Raw genomic sequence first — 15992 nt, forward strand, 5'->3', positions numbered from 1 at the left:
CTACTTACCTGCCTCAACAAGCCGTATCGGCCATCTCCTCCCGGCCGATGGACTGCGAGAAGCAATCCATCCTCACGGCTACCCTTGTTGGCGGCATCCCATAACGAGACCGGTTAGCCGGATAGCGCCGTTGTCACATGGACCTCGACGGCGCGCAGTCAATCATCGCGGGGGCTGTTCCGCAAGTGAGCGGGAAAAAAAGCCGATTGCGAGAGGTCAATAGCGAAGAGTGTCGCAACGGTGAGGTCGGCGGAAGTGCCTGGATTCAAACCCTCCTCCTTCAATTCGGCGTCGAGCCGAAGGGCTTTTGCGGCGATCTCTTCGGGGGGCGAAGTAGGGGTGATCGTCGCTGCAAACCGGGCGAATCGCGCGCGGACGGCTTCGGCGCGCTCGGGCCCGAATTTGCGGCCGATATGGGAGTCGGCGAAGCGTGCGGTATAGGCGAGGTAGATCGCGAAGGCCGGCCCCAGGGCATATCCAAGGATCGCCTTGTGTACGGCAGCGGGTGCGGTGACGCCGATTGCGAAGATGTCCGAGAAGTCTGTCGCGTATTGATGCGCGATGCGATCCTTCTCGGCGGAAAGGCGCATGGCTTCGATCAGCGGAATACTCGGGGCTTTGCGGACATCGTGTGCATCGTCCTCGCCGAGGCCGCCGGGGGATGCGTGAGCGATGGCGGCGAAGACGTCGACGGTGTCTTCCTCGGTAAGGGTGGTAAGGACCGTGTGGAGCGCCTCTCGCAGAGCCTCGGGGCCGGAGCCGACCATGGTTTCGGCGGCGCGGGCGAGCGGGGCTGCGAGGAGGAGGATGCCGAGATTGGCGTTGCAGCCGGCGGCGGCGAAGCTGGTTCGGGTGGCATCGAGAATGCGGCGGCCGACGAGCCGGGACGGATCGGCGATAATCGGGGCGGCGGCAAGGGCGGCGCGCTCGAAGGTTTCGGCGTCCATGTCGTGGCCGGGCGCGTGGATGTGGACATTGCCCGGCTTGATGGCGGCGAGTTCCGCGCGGCAGGCTTTCAGAAAGGCCGCCTCGATCGCGCCTGGTGTCTCGAAAGGGCTCATACCGCGCGTGGCAGAGCGATATCCGCGCCCGTCTGCCTTTCACAAGCACCGTCGAGGCGCGAGAGGAGGTCTTCGGCGCGGGTGCGGGCGATATCGAGCGGGACGACGCGCGAAAGGCCGGTCCAGGCGGGCATGGAGTTTACCTCGATGAGCTGGATCGCGCCGTCGGCGTCGCGCAGGAGATCGACGCCGCAGAAATCGGCTTCGACGGCCTTGGCCGCCGCGACGGCGAGGGCGCTCATCGCCTCGTCCGGCTCCATGGGCAGGGCGATCGCGCCCTGCTTAATGTTGGTGATCCAGTTCGCCGCCTCCCGGCGCATCCCGGCGATCGCCTTGCCGTTGGAGACGAGGATGCGGAAATCGGTCCACCGCTCACCGACTGCTTTGCCCGCGAATTCCTGAAGATAGTAGACGCCGCCGGCAATCTCTTCGGGTGGCGGCAGATCGTCCGGAGAGCGGAGCAGCTTGAGCCCCTTGCCCTGGCTGCCGAAGAGCGGCTTGAGCACGAGGGGGCCGGATGTCGTCTCGATCGCTTCAAGCGCCTGCTCTCGTTTCTCGACGCAGAACGAGCGCGGGCTCGGCAGGCCTGCGGCCTTGAGGCGAAAGCTCGTCGCGGCCTTGTCGACGCAGAACTCGATCGCGCGCGCGGAGTTGGAGACGGGTATGCCAAGGCCTTCGAGCGCGTGGAGAATGCCGAGGCGGCGCGTCACGCCCTCGAACGTGCCGCCGTCCATGGTGCGCACGCAGACCGCGTCCGGCAGATCGCCGTCGAAGCCGGGTATGGCGAAGCCGGAGGGCGAGCCGGTGTCGAAGGCGATGTCGGCGAGCTTGGCGAAGGACGCGCTTGCCCCGCACGCCTCGAACGCCGCCTTCATCTGCCGTGCATGGCGGTCGAGATTGGCGGTGACGACGAGGATGCGGGGCATGGATGGTCCGGTGTTGACTGAAATGGTCCTGCGCAGCCAAGCAACGCGGGGGGCAAGGCTGTCGCGGCTCGACTGCGCGAAACGTCATACGCTCGGATCGTATGCGAGGGTAGGGTGCGCACGACGGATTTTGCCTCGACACGTATTGCAAGGCGTTCGCCTCACACTTCTATATTGCCGCCTCGGCGGGAATGCGCCCGACGCCATCTACTTCAACCAGCCGCTGCTCGCCGCGGCCTGAAACCCGCAGCCGTTCCGCTTATCAGAACCGGTGAGACTTTTCAGACTACCGGAGCCACCTCTACTGACACGCCCGCACGGGCGAACCGGATCGTTCCCGTGGGGACGAGAGGTTCGGTGATCTCGCGATAATTCTGGACCCATCGGCAGAAGCTGATCAGGTCGTGAAACAGATCGAGACGCCAAGCCTTCTGGACCCCATCATGCGGCGGCTCAAACGCCGACCGCGAAGAGAAGCATGCGGCCCACGGGGCGACATGATCCGGCGATGAAGATCAGGGAGCTTGACCTCAACGACCCCAATCAGAGAAGAATTGTAAATTCTGTTTCAGAACCCCTGGTCGTTAGCTTCTGACCCCTTGCAGTCTTTGCAACGTCACCGTTGCCTCCCAAAACCAAACATGGATAGCGACGCGAGAGGCGAGCGTAAGCCGAAGAGTATCAACGATGCCAAAGCATTCCACTATCGAGGTGGGTCGGATTAAGGGGTTGCCCGAAGCAGTCGACGTGCTCCTGAAGGACGCAGATGCCGAGGGCTTCGACACGATGTCAGTGCTCCGCGACGAATGGAGCGCCGGTTCCAATCGCTTCGAGCGTCCGGGCGAAGTTTTGATGCTGGCGAAGGTAGATGGGACGGTGGCGGGGATTGGGGGAATCACACAAGACTTTGTAGAAGCGGACCACCTGCGGATGAGACGCTTCTATGTGCGTCCTGCTTTCCGTCGGCTTGGTGTCGGTAGCCAGATTGCACTGCACGTCCTGGAACATGCCCGTCCGTTCAACCGGCCCATCGTACTTCATGCCGATGGGCCAGATGCGGAGGTGTTTTGGCCGACGCTTGGTTTTGTCTCCATAGACCGAATTCACACGACCCATGTGTTCAGGCCTTTCGGTTAGCGGCTTTCGCTGCAACTGTCCCGTTCGACCAGGCCGATTCCGACCCAAATGAGACGTTCGGGCGCAACGTAAGGAATATCCGCTTCCAGCTTACGTTACGTGCCGATACCCTCTACGACGATCCGGACGATGCGGTTGATCTCGTCGGAGCCGACCTCTCTCCTCTCCAAGCCGGAGAGCATCACCTGAGCGTAGAGACCCAATAAGACAAGCGACAGGAAGGCTGCGTCTTCGTCCTTGCGGATGATGCCCTGCGACTGCCCGAGCCGCATCGCGTCGGTGACGACGCCCTGGAACGATTGTCCCTCCGGAGGAGTGGTCGTCGGACGAATGCGCGGCGCAAGCGCACGCCGAGCAAGATCGGGGTTCGCAAGGCACCACCTCGCGCTGTCGCAAAGGATCTTCTCCAGCAGAGCCAGTGCCGCTTCGCCCGATCGAATTGCGGGTCCATAGAGCGGCTCCGCCAGCGCTCCTGCCTGTGCAATGATTGCATCGGCCACCGCATCCTTTGACGCGAAGCAGTTGTAGACCGTCTTGCGCGTCAATCCCGCTCTAACGGCGATCTCCTCGACTGTCGCGGCTTCAAATCCGGCCTCGCGGAAGACCGCCTCGGCTGCGTCCAGAATGCGGGCGCGGGACCGGGCGGTCCGAGGATGAAGAGTTATGACGTCCGTCATGGTCGAACGCTGACCCGACTGGGCAAGCTTGAAGATCCTGCTGGAAGAAATTTACACACGTGTGTATATCGCAAGAGCGATCCGCCGAGAAGTCGTTTCGTGCGCTCATCGCAAACCGAAGGTGCTACGATATGCTTCAACAGTTCGGCTCCGAGCTTTGGCTCTGCGACGGTCCCGCCATAACAGGAACCGCGGGTTTTCGGTTTCCCACGCGCATGGTGGTGGTGCGGCTACCAAACGAGGGCGGCCTGTGGGTCTGGTCGCCTGTGGCCTTGACCGCAGACATTCGGACTGGCGTCGATGCACTCGGACCCGTCCGGCATCTCGTTGCACCCAATAGCCTGCACTACACATTCTTGGCCGAATGGGCCGCGGGCTATCCCGAGGCGCGGGTTCATGGGGCGCCCGGTTTGAAGGAGAAAACGTCGGGAACCGCAATCCATGCCCGGCTTGACGATAGGCCCGATCCCGAATGGAGCGGCACGTTGGATCAGGTTGTCGTGCAGGGCAACCGGATCACCACGGAGGTCGTCTTCTTCCATAGGGCATCCTCCACCGTGATCGTGACAGATTTAGTGCAGCACATCCCACGGGACTGGTATCGCGGGTGGCGCGCGGTGATTGCCCGGCTGGATCTTATGAGCGCGCCTGAGCCATCGGTCCCGCGCAAGTTCCGCCTTGCGACGAGGGATCGGAGTACGGCACGGCACGCTGTCGAACGCATTCTCGCGTGGAATGCCAGGCGATTGGTGTTCGCTCATGGCCCGTCATTACCGGCGGGCGGTACTGAGGCTTTGAGACGGGCGTTCGATTGGCTGAGGCACTGAGCGGGGCCAGCTCGAAATGAGCGTTCCTGCAAAGCACAGCAAAATTGGCTTCGTTCCGAATAGCTGCCGTAAGTCGGCGGTCTCGCAAATGACCGCTCTCCACCCCTTCCTGACATTTCGACCCTTCCTTTCTTAACGCTTTCCGTGATTTCCGTGTCATCTTTCGCGGGCGAACAGAAGGGCTCTGCAGCCTCTTGCTTCCGGGGCTCGGAGACGGTTCGAGGGTGACGATGTTTGGCGGGTCTCGCAGCAAACGCAAGGATCGCTCCGCCCTCCCACCATTGCCCCCTCTGTCGAACGACGCATCCATCAGTTTCGGCTCGAACGACCCGTCGCGGAAGATTTTGCGGGAGCCGGGCGCGTCCATTAGCGCCGCGTGCTGGGGAAGCGCCTTGGGTCGATGTCGTGGATGTCGCTTCGATCGTCCCTGAAGATCTCCGCGAAGGGCTTGCCTTAATCGGCTGCCGCCCGGCGGGAACGCTTTTGCCGGGATCCGGATAGAGACCTTGTGCGTTTGGCTGACAGGTCGAAGTCAGCCAACGAATTTTTCGAGGAACGGGGTGCGCCGATCCATTGAGGCGTTCGCTTCGGTGGCTTATTTCGCGGATATGTGATTGAAATATCTGACCCCAAACCCGAATTCCAAAGGGGCTCAGTCGTTCGTAGTTCCAACCCGCGCGAAGAGTCCGTGTTCATGCCAAACTCGCGGCAACCGCTGCAATCGACCTCAGCGGCGAACGCGCCGCTCAAGAACCTTCGCCGCGGGGGAGAGCAGCTTTTCGAGACCGAACGCCGTCTGAACGCCGTTCTGAACAACGCATCGGTCGCCATCTTCCTGATGGATGACCGCCAGCATTGCATCTACATGAACCGCGCCGCCGAGCACCTGACCGGCTGGAACCTCTCCGAAGTGCTCGAACGCGATTGCCCCCTGCACGACATCATTCATCACACCTATCCGAACGGCGAGCCGTTTCCGCTGCATGAATGCGCGATCGATCGCGCCTTCCCGGAGAACAATCAGGATCGCGGAGAGGAGGTCTTCATCCATCGCGATGGCCACTTCTTCCCGGTCGGCTTCACGGCGAGCCCGATCCGGGACGACGAGTCCAACATCATCGGCACGATCGTCGAGGTTCGCGACATCAGCGAGGAGAAAGCGGCGGCCGAGCGGCAAAGCCTGCTGATCAACGAGCTGAACCACCGGGTGAAGAATACTCTGGCGACGGTTCAGTCGATCGCTTCGCAGACCTTTCGAGGGCAGGCGACGGATCCGGCCATCCGTGCGGTTTTCGATTCCCGCATGGCCGCCCTTTCGACCGCGCACAACGTGCTCGTGGAAGACAACTGGGAAAGCGCCAGCCTGAAAAGCGTCGTCGAACGGGCTGTCGCCCCGCATCTCTCGGTGGACGCCGACGTTGACCGTTTCACGCTCGAAGGCCCCGATGCGCGCCTGCATTCCAAGGTCGCGGTGACGCTTTCGATGGCACTGCACGAACTGATGACGAACGCCGCCAAATACGGCGCCCTGTCCGTTCCTGATGGTCAGTTGGTCGTGCGATGGTCGCTGTCCGATCTCAACGACGGGCGCGAGCAACTCGATCTCGTCTGGGAGGAAAAGAACGGCCCATCGGTGATACCGCCGACCCGTAAGGGTTTCGGCTCGCGGTTGATCGAACGGCAACTGCCCATGGAGTTTGCGGGCAGCGTGGATATTCAATACGCGCCCACGGGCGTCGTCTGCAAAATTCAAATTCCGCTGACACCGCTTGGTTGGGATGGGCAGGCCAAGTTGACGGAGGCGCTCTCCCGATGACTGCCTTGAAGGGCCTTAGAGTTCTTCTGGTCGAGGACGAAAGCCTTATCGCCATGATGGCCGAGGACATCCTGAGCGACCTCGGCTGCGACGTCGTTCTGGCCATGCGTCTCGACCAGGCGCTGACCTATGCGCAAACCGAAACATTCGATCTCGCGGTGCTCGACGTCAATCTCGGTGCTGCGCGAAGCTATCCCGTCGCCGATCTGTTGCTGGAGAGCGGAACGCCTTTTCTCTTTGCGACCGGATACGGCCTGAAGGGCGTGGATCCGAACTATGGATCGATCCCGGTGATCCAGAAGCCCTATGTCGAGGCGCAGATGGCGGAGATGCTCGTGCGGCAACTGCCGGCCGATGCAACGCCGGCCGAGCTGCAATAGGGCGCGCGGGCACTCGATAGGATCGAACGCCGCGCTCGAGGAGCTTTATTGCGCGGGATGCTGGCGAAAAACCGGTGCCATTTCGGGTTTCCGCCGCTGATCGCTCAGCCGAGCGATGCGTCGACGAGCTTGGCGAAGGAGCCGCTCGCGCCGCATGCCTCGAACGCTGCCTTCATCTGCCGCGTGTGGCTGTCGATCTCTGCGCTGACGACGAGGATGCGGGGCACGGATGGTCCGGTGTTGGCGAAAATGTTCGTGCGCAGCCCCGCGACGTAGGCAAGGTCGTCGAGGCTCGACTGCGTGAAACGTCTTATGTTCGGATCTGCTGCGAGGGTAGGGTGCGGATGCAAACACCATGCCTACTCTCAAAGATGCGTTGGATAATGCTTTGGGTTGATGAATCGAGCGGGTATTGGGCTCGAGAATACGCCTGGAAATCGCCAATTCCGTTCAAGCTTAAACTGTCGATGCCATTGAGCGCATGGTGGTGGCAACGATGCCATGATCGATTGGCTTTGAGAAAAATTCTGAGCGAACAGGCAAACGCACTTTGGTCGCATCGAGTGTCGATGCGGTCAGAATGATCTCGATCGGTGGCCATCGATCCCGTATTGCGGCCGCGATTTTTATCCCGTCTATGCCCTTCGGCATGTCGAGATCGATATAGACGATGCGGATATCCGGCCGACTTTCGAGGATCGCGATGGCATCGTCCACGTCCATCGCCTCGATGACTTCGAAGCCGTTCTCTTCACACAGATCGACCACCTCGAGACGCAGAACAGGCTCATCCTCGATCACGAGCACGATGTCCTTCGCCGTATCGTCGATGGTTCTGTGCATACGTGACATCGATATCATGTTTGCTGCATTTGCGCCAAAGAGGCGGACATGGCGGCTTCGAAGCCCTGTTCGCCGTATTTCAGTTCAACGTTTCCTGCGCCGATGAGCCCAGTGCGGATAATACGCGAACCGAAGCCACGCCCTTCCGGTTCCTTGGCCGGCGGACCACCGCGCTCTCGCCAACTAAAGTAGAGCCGTTCCTCGTCCTCTCCTTGCCGTATCGTCCATGCGATTTCGACACAGCCATCTGGCACGGACAGAGCACCATACTTCGCAGCGTTTGTACCGAGTTCATGAAGGAGGAGCGAGAGCGACAAGGTGGCACGTGGGCCGATCTCGATGCTGCGTCCGGTGATGACGAAGCGGTCCCCGGCTTCGAACACCGCAAGGACGCCCGTGACCACGTCTCGCAATCGTGCGGAAGCCCAGCTCTCCTGCAACAGAACATCATGGGCATTCGACAAAGCCCTGAGGCGCTTCGAGAGCGCATTCACCGCGTCCCGGTCCTCCACTCCTTTCAGCGTCTGAGTGGCGATGGCCTGCACCATGGCAAAGGAATTTTTGAGACGGTGGGAGAGTTCGCCGTTGAGGATCGCCTGGGTCTCCTCTGCTCGTACCCGGCCGATGGCGGCTTGGGTCCGGTCGCCCACCTGCCTCACGAACTGCAATTCTTCATCGGACCAGACATGAGGATTTCGACTGTGCGCGAACACGACCAGCACAAGCTGGCCGTTCTCGATGACCGGAAGGTTGAGAAGGGCACGGATTTGCATGGATGCTAACGCCTCGGCGCTATCCACCGTGCGTTCATCCGCCGTCACATCGTGGATCGCGACGGTTTCGCCTCTCTTGAGATTCTCGATATACGATCCGAACGAGCGAAACTCGTGCGTTCCCGCTACGCTCGCGATGTCTGTTGCACACCAATCGAGGGGTACGTCGATGGTTTCCGACCGAAAGTCGACAGGTCCGAACCCGACACGGTCGGCGGGTATACCTTTGGACACGCAGTGTGCCGCCGCGAACGTAATGTCGGATACGGACTCGAGGTCGCGCAGTTCGTCTCCGAAGCGGATCAGCGCATCCTGACGCCTCTGCTGGACGATGCGGTCGGTGACTTCGATAAAAATGACCGTAAAGCGGTCGCCTCCGACTGATTGGGCAACTCCATCATACCAGCGGTCCAACTGACCGACCTGCCGAGTAAAACGTATCGGCCGACCTGTTCTGACGACATTCGCGAACTCTTCGACCCACGCATCTTCGATTTCAGGAATGAGTTCGCGAACCGTGCGTCCAATGACAGATCCGTGTGGGAGGCCGATCAGATCGTACCAGGCTGTGTTCACCTCCTCATAGCGCCAGTCGTAGATGTGCCCGTTTTCGTCTCTCACCACGCGGCCCAGTAGGAAGCCTTCCTGGAGGCTATGGAACAAAGAATGCCAGCGATGCTCGGAGATGCGTACCGACATCTCCTTTTCGACCATTTGCGCGACGGAATTCAGTCGGCGTATGTCGGTGTCCGACCAGGAATGCGGTTCGTTGTGAATTGCCGCCAAAGCCCCGACGATTTCCCCATCCGGCAGTGAAAGGGGAACGCCGAGATAGGCGACGACGCCAATATCCCCGATGGCGGGGTTATCCTTGAGCAAAGGATCAAGCCGGGCGTCTTCTACGATCAACGGGGCATGCCGATCGACCACGTGCTGGCAGAAGGAATGGGTTATCGGCGTTTCGCCGCGTTGGTCCCAGGGCGCCGGCAAGCCGCTATGGCCTGCGAAAACCTGTCGATTCTCATCGACCAGCGTCACGGTGGCGACCGGGACTTCCAATATGTCACGAACATGATCAGTCAGGTGTCCGAACTGTTCGTATCCGCTGCGATCGAGAAGGCCGCTTTGTCGAAGAGCGAGAATGCTCGCAGATCGGCTATCGGAAATGTTGGTTTGAAACATAGAAGTCAGAGACAGTTTGGGACGATCATTCAATCGGTTGGGCACCGATTTGCATTTTCTTGTAGCGTAAGAAATTCCACCCGTCACGGTGGCTTCATTATAAGAGACGCTCCAGAATTATACTCGCGCATGGTCAGGACGATGCTCCCCACATGCTAGCCAACGTAGAAATTGCTAGCCAACGTGGAATACTTACCCGCGCTTGTCAGCTTTCTAACACCGTCGGTATTGAAACGCTTTCATTCTATTTTGCTTCGACTGCCGTGGGCGCGCAGGAGGACTTTGCATCCTTCTACCTCTAGTCCTTCAGGACGGCATCTGAAAATGAATACGTTTAAATGTCTCACCGGGAAGGCGAGGATCGCGCCACGCCCTCCCGCTTCGGTCGCTCAGTCGAACGACGCATCCACCAGTTTCGGGTCGATGGAGCCGCCGCGGAAGGTTTCGCCGGATTCGAGGGCGACGACGTGGACTTCGGCGGGCGAGAAGAGCATCGGGTCGATTTTGTAGAAGTCGCCTTCGTATTCCCTGAAGATTTCCGCGAAGGGCTTGCCGTAGTCGGAGGCGGTGGAGCTCGGCAGCTTCTCCGCAAGATCCTTGGCTTCGCTCGCCGGGCCGGTGACGTGGAGCAGGATGCGGCCGCCGTAGATGACGGCATCGTTGGTGCGGCCCATGGCGGTGATGAAATCGGGGTGCGGCGGGGCGAGCGGGGCGGTGCCGATGCCCTCGACGATGCGGGAGAGATCGAACTTCAATTCGTGCGCCTTGTGGAGCGCGACCTCGACGACGCGGCCGACGATCTGGATCGCGCCGGCGAGCGAGGTGGTCGGCGTGATCGCGAAGGTGAGCTTTTCCGGCGCGACGCCGCAATCCTTGGCGATCTCGCGGACCAGCTCTTCCGGCGGTGCGGTATCGGTTTCGAGGACGAGCACCGCCTCGTCCGCGCTGTCGGAATAGGCTATGTCCTCGAAGATATGCTCCTTGCCGGCCATGGCGCGGCCGGGGCCGGAGCCCATGGAGAAGTATGAGCTGTCGCCCTCGCCATGGGTCAGCTGCCAGCCGGCATACTGGCTGCCGAGGCAGGCGATGACGGGCTGGGAGGTTGCGACGGTGAGGGTGAAGGGCCAGCGATCGAGATAGGAGCCCACATCGATCCGCACCTGACCGAGGCCGCCGAGGCAGACTTCCGTCAGCAAGCGTCCAGCCTCGAAGGAGCCGGCGACGGCAGAGCCTGCGTCGATGATGGTTTCACCGGCCGCGCCGGTCGTCACCTTCACGCGGAGTTCTGCGGCATTGTCCTTAAGGGTCTGGATCAGGGGCAGTACGCCCTTGTTGACCGAAATCTTTCTCTGCTGCGTCGACATTCATTCCTCCCGATCGATTGCGATCGAACCCCCTTGGCCCCGGATTCGCACTCGGTTTCTATGTTATTGGACTTCCGCCGCCAACAGGGATGATCGTTGGCCGGCATCGGTGCGCTGGTTTGTGTTTTCCGATTTCGCGGGCGTGCGAAGATCGGCGATATGCTGCTGAAAAAGCGCCATCGCCTCGGTTTCCGTCTCACCTTCGGCATAGACCGTCGCGATCGGCTCGCCGGTTTCGAAGCTGTGGGGCAGGGAAGAGCGGTCCCGCGTCCACTCCGGCCAAGAATAGTTCTCGTCGAAGGTGAGCGGCGCATCGGCCCAGGCGAGGCCCGAAGCCCGGTAGGCGTCCGGATAGGGCGGCAGGTCCTTCGGCAGGATGCCGTTGCAAGCGTCGATGTGGAGCTTCAGGAGCGGCGCGTCCGGCTGGTCGAAGATATCGACCGTCGCGCCGAAGCGGGCGTTGATTTCGAGACAGTAGACGAATTCGCCCGCGACCACGAAATCGGCGCTGAGAAGGCCGGTGAGGGCTGTGCCCGTCTCGTAGGCCGAGCGGACGATGCGGCGAAGATCGTCGCGCATCGTCTTGGCGACGGAGGGGGGCGGATCGAGCGGGCCGACCGCGCCGCCATAGCGGAACGGTTGGTCCTCGGTTGCGTCGACCCACTGACGCGAGAAGCCGAGGGATCTAATTTCGCCGCGTGAGGCCAAAGCGGCGAGCGAGAAGCGGGTGCCGCGCACGAAGCGCTGAGCGTAGCGCCGGGTCCCGCTGTTGCCGGAAGGCCGCTGCGCGTTGGACCACTGCACGTGATTGCCGCCGCAGCCGCCGACCTGTTTGGAGACCCAGCCATCGTCCTCGGGCGGAGCGTAAAGGGCGATCTCGGGGAAGAGGACGCCTGTCCGGTCGCATATCTGCGCGAACCAGAGCGGGTCCTTCAGCCGAGCCGAGGCAGTCGCGCCCGTGCCGAGGATCGGCCAGCGCTTTCCGATTTCGGTGAGGAGGTGCGGGCGATCCTCGAAGCCAGCGCCATAGACGAAACCGATCGGCTCCTCGCCCTCGGCCAGCTGATCGAGCGCGGCGAGGAGGTCTTCGTCGGTGAAGCCGTCCGGATAATGGCCGGTGACGAGTTCGGCGCGCTTCGCCGCCGCTGTGAGGTCGAGATCGGCGAAGAAGTCGACGGCCAGCGCGTCGTAGCCCGAGGGGCGCGCGCTCTCGGCGATCTGGCGCGCCGAAAACGCCGCGCACAGGATCGTCGGGCGGCCCGTCGTTTCTGGTCCGCTCAAGCGGTTCAGTCCTCGTTGACCAGCTTGCGGGCCAGATCGAAGGCGTGGCGGAAGTCCAGAACCTGGCCTTCCTCGGCCTCGATCATCTGGCGCAGCAGGCCGTATTCCGTCTTCGACTTGAAGACGCCGGTCGCCAGCGCGCCGATGCCGAGCGCGTCGGTGCCCTCGATCTTCACGGCATCGTCCATCACGTCGATGCCTTCGAGGCCGACAGGCGGCACGGCGTTGACGTCGGCGGCGACGAGAAGCTTCGAGGCCTTCTTCAGCTGATCATTGCTGAGAACCTGGACGCCTGCCTTGGCGGCGGAGAGAATGACCTCGACATCGGAGATGATCTCCGAGTTCTTCTCGTCCGAGGAACCGTCGACCGGCTCGACTTCGACGCCGAAGCGCTCCTTCATCTCGTCGGCGCGCTTCTTGACCCGGTCGACGCCGCTATAGCCGACGATGCGGACCTTCGCGCCTTCCGAAGCCGCGATGACGGCGGCGCAATAGCCGACGACGCCGGTCGCGCCGAAGACGGCAATGGTCGTGTCTTTCAGCTCGGTGCCCTTTTCCTGCTTCAGCGCCTTCTCGACCTTCGCAACCATGGCGGCTGCGGTGGTGAAGGAGCCGGCAGGATCGGCCATGATGTTGCAAGTGAAGGGCGGAACGAGCGCGTCCTTGGCCGCATCGATCATGTCGAGGGCGAGGACCGCGTCGTCACCGCCGAAGAAGATGGCCGAATTCACGCCGTGATCGGGCGGACGCGAGAAGATGACGTCCTGCACGAGGTCGCTTACTTCGTCGAGCTCGACGCTCTCGTACGGGGTGACAGACTCGTAGCCTGCATCCAGCGCCTGATTTACGTCGAAGGGGCTCACGTGCTTCTGCGGCGTGATCATGTGCAGTATGTTTTTTGGCATATCCGTTTTCCGTTCGATTGATTCAGTCGGCGGCGCCCCGTGAATGTGGGGCTGCTCCTAACACCGATTCGATGACGTGGCGAAGAGCCCGATCGGGTAGAAAAAGTGCAGTCGGCTGTTTTAACGGCCCGAAACGTGCGCAAGGGAAAGGCGGCGGCGGTTTTCCTGCCGCACCGATTCGACCACCGCACCCTGATTGCGGCCTTTCGCGATGGTGATGGTCAGACCGTCGAGATCTGTCTCGGCCTCAGCCCGCGCCACGATCCGTTTTGCGTCTTCCTCGCTGGCCGCGAAGGCAAACCCCGTCGGCCCCCAGGAGCTCTGGCCGATGCCGTGGGCGCCGTTCGCCGCGAGGCGCGCCATCATGTCGGCGACACGCGCACTGGTGAAGATGCCGCCCTGGGCGGGCGCGAAGTGGGAGCCGACGATCTCCTGGATGCGCGCCAGACCCCGGCCGAAGGTGCTGATGTCGCGCTCGACCAGGCCGGGGAGGACGTTCATGAGGGTAAGCGCGGAGACCTCACCGGCAGCTTCGGCGGGGAATTCGGGGAGGGTCGCGAAGGCTTCGAGTTCCGCGGCGCCGTGGATGCCGGAAAGATCGTCCTGAAAGACGAGGATGATCCGCCAGTCATCCGGAAAGTCGAAATGTGCAACGAGGGGCGGGGGCGCTTCGCTCTCTCCCTTGCCGCCATCGACCGCGAGGCCGCCGCTGGTGACGAAGGCGGCGCCGAGGCCGGATCTCTGGCCGCGCCCGAGTGCGGCTGCATCGCCCGCAACATCCAGTTCTAAGCCTTCGAGGGTGCGTAACGCGGTTGCGAGGGCGAGGGCGAGCTGCGTGCCGGATCCGAGCCCGGAATGGCCGGGAATGACGGTTTCGATGGCGACGCGATGGTTCGTTTCCAAACCGATATGTTTCTGCAGCGTCTCCAGATATCCGCGGGCACGCTCTTCGTCGGGGCCGGTGACCGAGTTTTCATGGTCGCGCGTGATCGAGAGGGACGTTTCCGGGCCGTCGATCGCAAGGCCGATACCGCCGAAACGACGTCCGAAATTTGCCCCCGGATCGAGAAAACCCAGATGCAGGCGAGCGGGGGCGGAAACGTGGACGACGTGGTCTGGCAAATTCGATCCTGTCTTCATGAAGCGCACCGCCTATTATTGAGTGCAGAACCGATCGGACAAGGGAGAAACCGATGGCCGCCAAGACCTATTCCGACGCGGAAGTCGAAGACCGCCTGAAGAGCGAACTGCCGACATGGCGCCTCGAGGACGGCTGGATCCGCCGAACTTACAAGACACAAGGCTGGAAGGGCACCTTGATGGTGATCAATGCCGTCGGTCATCTGGCCGAGGCAGCGTTTCACCATCCGGACATCACCGCTTCCTATGCCTGGGTCGAGGTGCGGCTGATGAACCACGCCGCCAAGGGCATCACCGATTCGGACTTCGCCCTCGCCAAGATGATCGAACAGATGATCATGTGGCAGCCGGGCAAGGAGGACGGACCGCTTCAGGGCACGCCGGACGATCCGCGCTTTGCTTATATCAAATACGAGAAATCCAGATGATTTCAGTCGGCTAGTGCAGGTTGCGGGCGAGCTTTCTTCGCTTGAAGAGATTTCTGGAAAGCGGACGGCTTGTCGCAGCCGGAAGACGTGATAGTTCCCATAGCGGGCACAGAAAGTGATTGAGACGTGACGACTGCATGGATCGACGGCCAGCCGGTCTCGTCCGGCGAGGCGATCCGCGAGGCTGTGAGGCTGCTATCGACGAGCCGCCTGCCGCTGGTGACGGGCCGGTTCGATGATATCTCGGCCTTGCGCGAAGCCGCGCGGGTGGCTGGTTTCAGTGGCGGCGTTCTGGATCATCTGGATCTGGACAAGGTTGCGCCGCTCATCGAGGCGCTGCGCGACAACGGGATCATCCGCGTTTCGCCGGGCGAGATGCGGCGGCGGGCGGACCGTGTACTGGTCGTTGGCGCCGATCCGTTCGCGAAGAGCGAGGCGGTTTTCGAACAGATTTTCTCCGTGGACCCGGACCTTGGCGCAAAGACCAAGGGCGAACCGCGCGAGATCGTGCTTTTGGGCCCAGATGGGCCGGGCCGCTTCTCGGAAGCCAAGGGGAATGTACGGACAATCGCCTGTCCCTCGGACGATCTTGGCGATGCGATCGGCATTCTTCGGGCGGCGCTGGGCGGCAAACCGTTCAACGACGGGCCGTTCGAGGAAGGTGCCGCGCGGGCACTGGCGGGCTGGTTGAAGGATGCGGGGTTCGCGGCGATCGTCTTCGATGCGGGCGAACTCGATGCAATCGCGATCGAGGGCGTTGCGGGGCTGGTATCCGATCTCAACGCCGAGACGCGGGCTTCCGCCCTGCCGCTGGCTGCGGGAAGTGCCTATGGCGCGGCCGAGGGCGCGATCTGGTCGACGGGATTTCCGCTCCGAACAGCGTTTGGGCGGGGGGATCCCGAGCAGGACATGGCGCTGAACGATGGCGGACAGCTGCTTGCCTCGGGCGAGAGCGATGCGCGTCTGGTGCTGACCTATGACGACGGCGCACTCGACGCGGCGGACGTGCCGACGGTTTTGCTGAGCCCGGCGGAAGAGCCGGCTGGCGAGGGTGCCCACGTCGTCTTCAAAATCGGGCGGCCGGGGGTTGATCACCCGATGGTCCATCACGAGCCGCGCTTCGGCAGTTTCGTGTCGAAGCCGGCCGAGCATTCCGGCATGGCGACGAACGCCGCCGATATTCTCTCCGCGATCGCCGACCAGCTCGGCAAGGTACACCATTCGAACGACGAGGCCCGCGCATGATTTTCAC

At 62.0% G+C, this 15992-nt stretch carries 16 protein-coding genes; 6 read left to right on the forward strand and 10 right to left on the reverse strand.

Annotated features, from left to right (window positions below; genetic code table 11):
- Positions 1–158: 158 nt before the first annotated feature.
- Together ABRA89_RS12120 and ABRA89_RS12125 are read right to left on the reverse strand one after the other, a co-directional pair.
- On the reverse strand, positions 159–1061 hold the full coding sequence (locus ABRA89_RS12120) for a triphosphoribosyl-dephospho-CoA synthase (RefSeq protein ID WP_349941739.1): 903 nt from the start codon (positions 1059–1061) through the stop codon (positions 159–161).
- Complete coding sequence (locus ABRA89_RS12125) at positions 1058–1987, reverse strand: RimK family alpha-L-glutamate ligase (RefSeq protein WP_349941740.1); 930 nt, start codon at positions 1985–1987, stop codon at positions 1058–1060. The genes ABRA89_RS12120 and ABRA89_RS12125 overlap by 4 nt, the downstream gene beginning before the upstream one ends.
- 687 nt (positions 1988–2674) lie before the next feature.
- Between ABRA89_RS12125 and ABRA89_RS12130 the strand changes: the two genes are divergently transcribed.
- Positions 2675–3124: a GNAT family N-acetyltransferase gene (locus tag ABRA89_RS12130; RefSeq protein ID WP_349941741.1), complete on the forward strand. Its 450-nt coding sequence runs from the start codon at positions 2675–2677 to the stop codon at positions 3122–3124.
- Between the two features lie 95 nt (positions 3125–3219).
- Here ABRA89_RS12130 and ABRA89_RS12135 read toward each other — a convergent pair whose 3' ends face one another.
- Positions 3220–3801 carry a TetR/AcrR family transcriptional regulator gene (locus ABRA89_RS12135; RefSeq protein WP_349941742.1) on the reverse strand — a complete coding sequence of 194 codons (582 nt, stop codon included), beginning with the start codon at positions 3799–3801 and terminating at the stop codon, positions 3220–3222.
- Positions 3802–3932: 131 nt separating this feature from the next.
- Here ABRA89_RS12135 and ABRA89_RS12140 point away from each other — a divergent pair, with 131 nt between their 5' ends.
- The 3 genes from ABRA89_RS12140 to ABRA89_RS12150 all read left to right on the forward strand — a co-directional run bounded on the left by ABRA89_RS12140 (position 3933) and on the right by ABRA89_RS12150 (position 6824).
- Positions 3933–4628 carry a DUF4336 domain-containing protein gene (locus ABRA89_RS12140; protein ID WP_349941743.1) on the forward strand — a complete coding sequence of 232 codons (696 nt, stop codon included), beginning with the start codon at positions 3933–3935 and terminating at the stop codon, positions 4626–4628.
- 694 nt (positions 4629–5322) lie between these two features.
- A complete protein-coding gene (locus tag ABRA89_RS12145; protein ID WP_349941744.1) occupies positions 5323–6444 on the forward strand; it encodes a sensor histidine kinase in 1122 nt (373 codons plus the stop codon).
- The gene (locus ABRA89_RS12150; RefSeq protein ID WP_349941745.1) at positions 6441–6824 is read left to right on the forward strand and encodes a response regulator; all 384 of its coding nucleotides are present in this window, start codon (positions 6441–6443) and stop codon (positions 6822–6824) included. Before ABRA89_RS12145 ends, ABRA89_RS12150 begins: the two co-directional genes overlap by 4 nt.
- Before the next feature lie 104 nt (positions 6825–6928).
- Here the strand turns inward: ABRA89_RS12150 and ABRA89_RS12155 are convergent, their stop codons facing one another.
- The 7 genes from ABRA89_RS12155 to ABRA89_RS12185 form a co-directional block, all read right to left on the reverse strand.
- Entirely contained in the window at positions 6929–7174 is a 246-nt protein-coding gene (locus ABRA89_RS12155; protein WP_349941746.1) for a hypothetical protein, read from the reverse strand.
- A 106-nt stretch (positions 7175–7280) separates the two neighbouring features.
- Positions 7281–7667, reverse strand: coding sequence for a response regulator (locus tag ABRA89_RS12160; protein ID WP_349941747.1), 387 nt, complete (start codon positions 7665–7667; stop codon positions 7281–7283).
- A gap of 14 nt (positions 7668–7681) precedes the next feature.
- The gene (locus ABRA89_RS12165) at positions 7682–9709 is read right to left on the reverse strand and encodes a GAF domain-containing protein (protein WP_349941748.1); all 2028 of its coding nucleotides are present in this window, start codon (positions 9707–9709) and stop codon (positions 7682–7684) included.
- Between the two features lie 302 nt (positions 9710–10011).
- A complete protein-coding gene (mch, locus tag ABRA89_RS12170) occupies positions 10012–10986 on the reverse strand; it encodes a methenyltetrahydromethanopterin cyclohydrolase (RefSeq protein WP_349941749.1) in 975 nt (324 codons plus the stop codon).
- 63 nt (positions 10987–11049) lie between these two features.
- A complete protein-coding gene (locus ABRA89_RS12175; protein WP_349941750.1) occupies positions 11050–12267 on the reverse strand; it encodes an ATP-grasp domain-containing protein in 1218 nt (405 codons plus the stop codon).
- Between the two features lie 5 nt (positions 12268–12272).
- Positions 12273–13172 carry an NAD(P)-dependent methylenetetrahydromethanopterin dehydrogenase gene (locus ABRA89_RS12180; protein ID WP_349941751.1) on the reverse strand — a complete coding sequence of 300 codons (900 nt, stop codon included), beginning with the start codon at positions 13170–13172 and terminating at the stop codon, positions 12273–12275.
- A 120-nt stretch (positions 13173–13292) separates the two neighbouring features.
- Positions 13293–14294 (reverse strand): beta-ribofuranosylaminobenzene 5'-phosphate synthase family protein, encoded by a 1002-nt coding sequence (locus ABRA89_RS12185; protein ID WP_349941752.1) that lies wholly within the window; start codon positions 14292–14294, stop codon positions 13293–13295.
- A gap of 71 nt (positions 14295–14365) precedes the next feature.
- On the opposite strand from ABRA89_RS12185, the gene ABRA89_RS12190 reads away from it, so the two are divergent.
- Together ABRA89_RS12190 and ABRA89_RS12195 are read left to right on the forward strand one after the other, a co-directional pair.
- Positions 14366–14740 (forward strand): 4a-hydroxytetrahydrobiopterin dehydratase, encoded by a 375-nt coding sequence (locus ABRA89_RS12190; RefSeq protein WP_349941753.1) that lies wholly within the window; start codon positions 14366–14368, stop codon positions 14738–14740.
- A 126-nt stretch (positions 14741–14866) separates the two neighbouring features.
- The gene (locus ABRA89_RS12195; protein WP_349941754.1) at positions 14867–15985 is read left to right on the forward strand and encodes a hypothetical protein; all 1119 of its coding nucleotides are present in this window, start codon (positions 14867–14869) and stop codon (positions 15983–15985) included.
- Positions 15986–15992 lie beyond the last annotated feature (7 nt).

This window comes from Fulvimarina thalattae (genome assembly GCF_040239565.1).
Lineage (GTDB): Bacteria > Pseudomonadota > Alphaproteobacteria > Rhizobiales > Rhizobiaceae > Fulvimarina.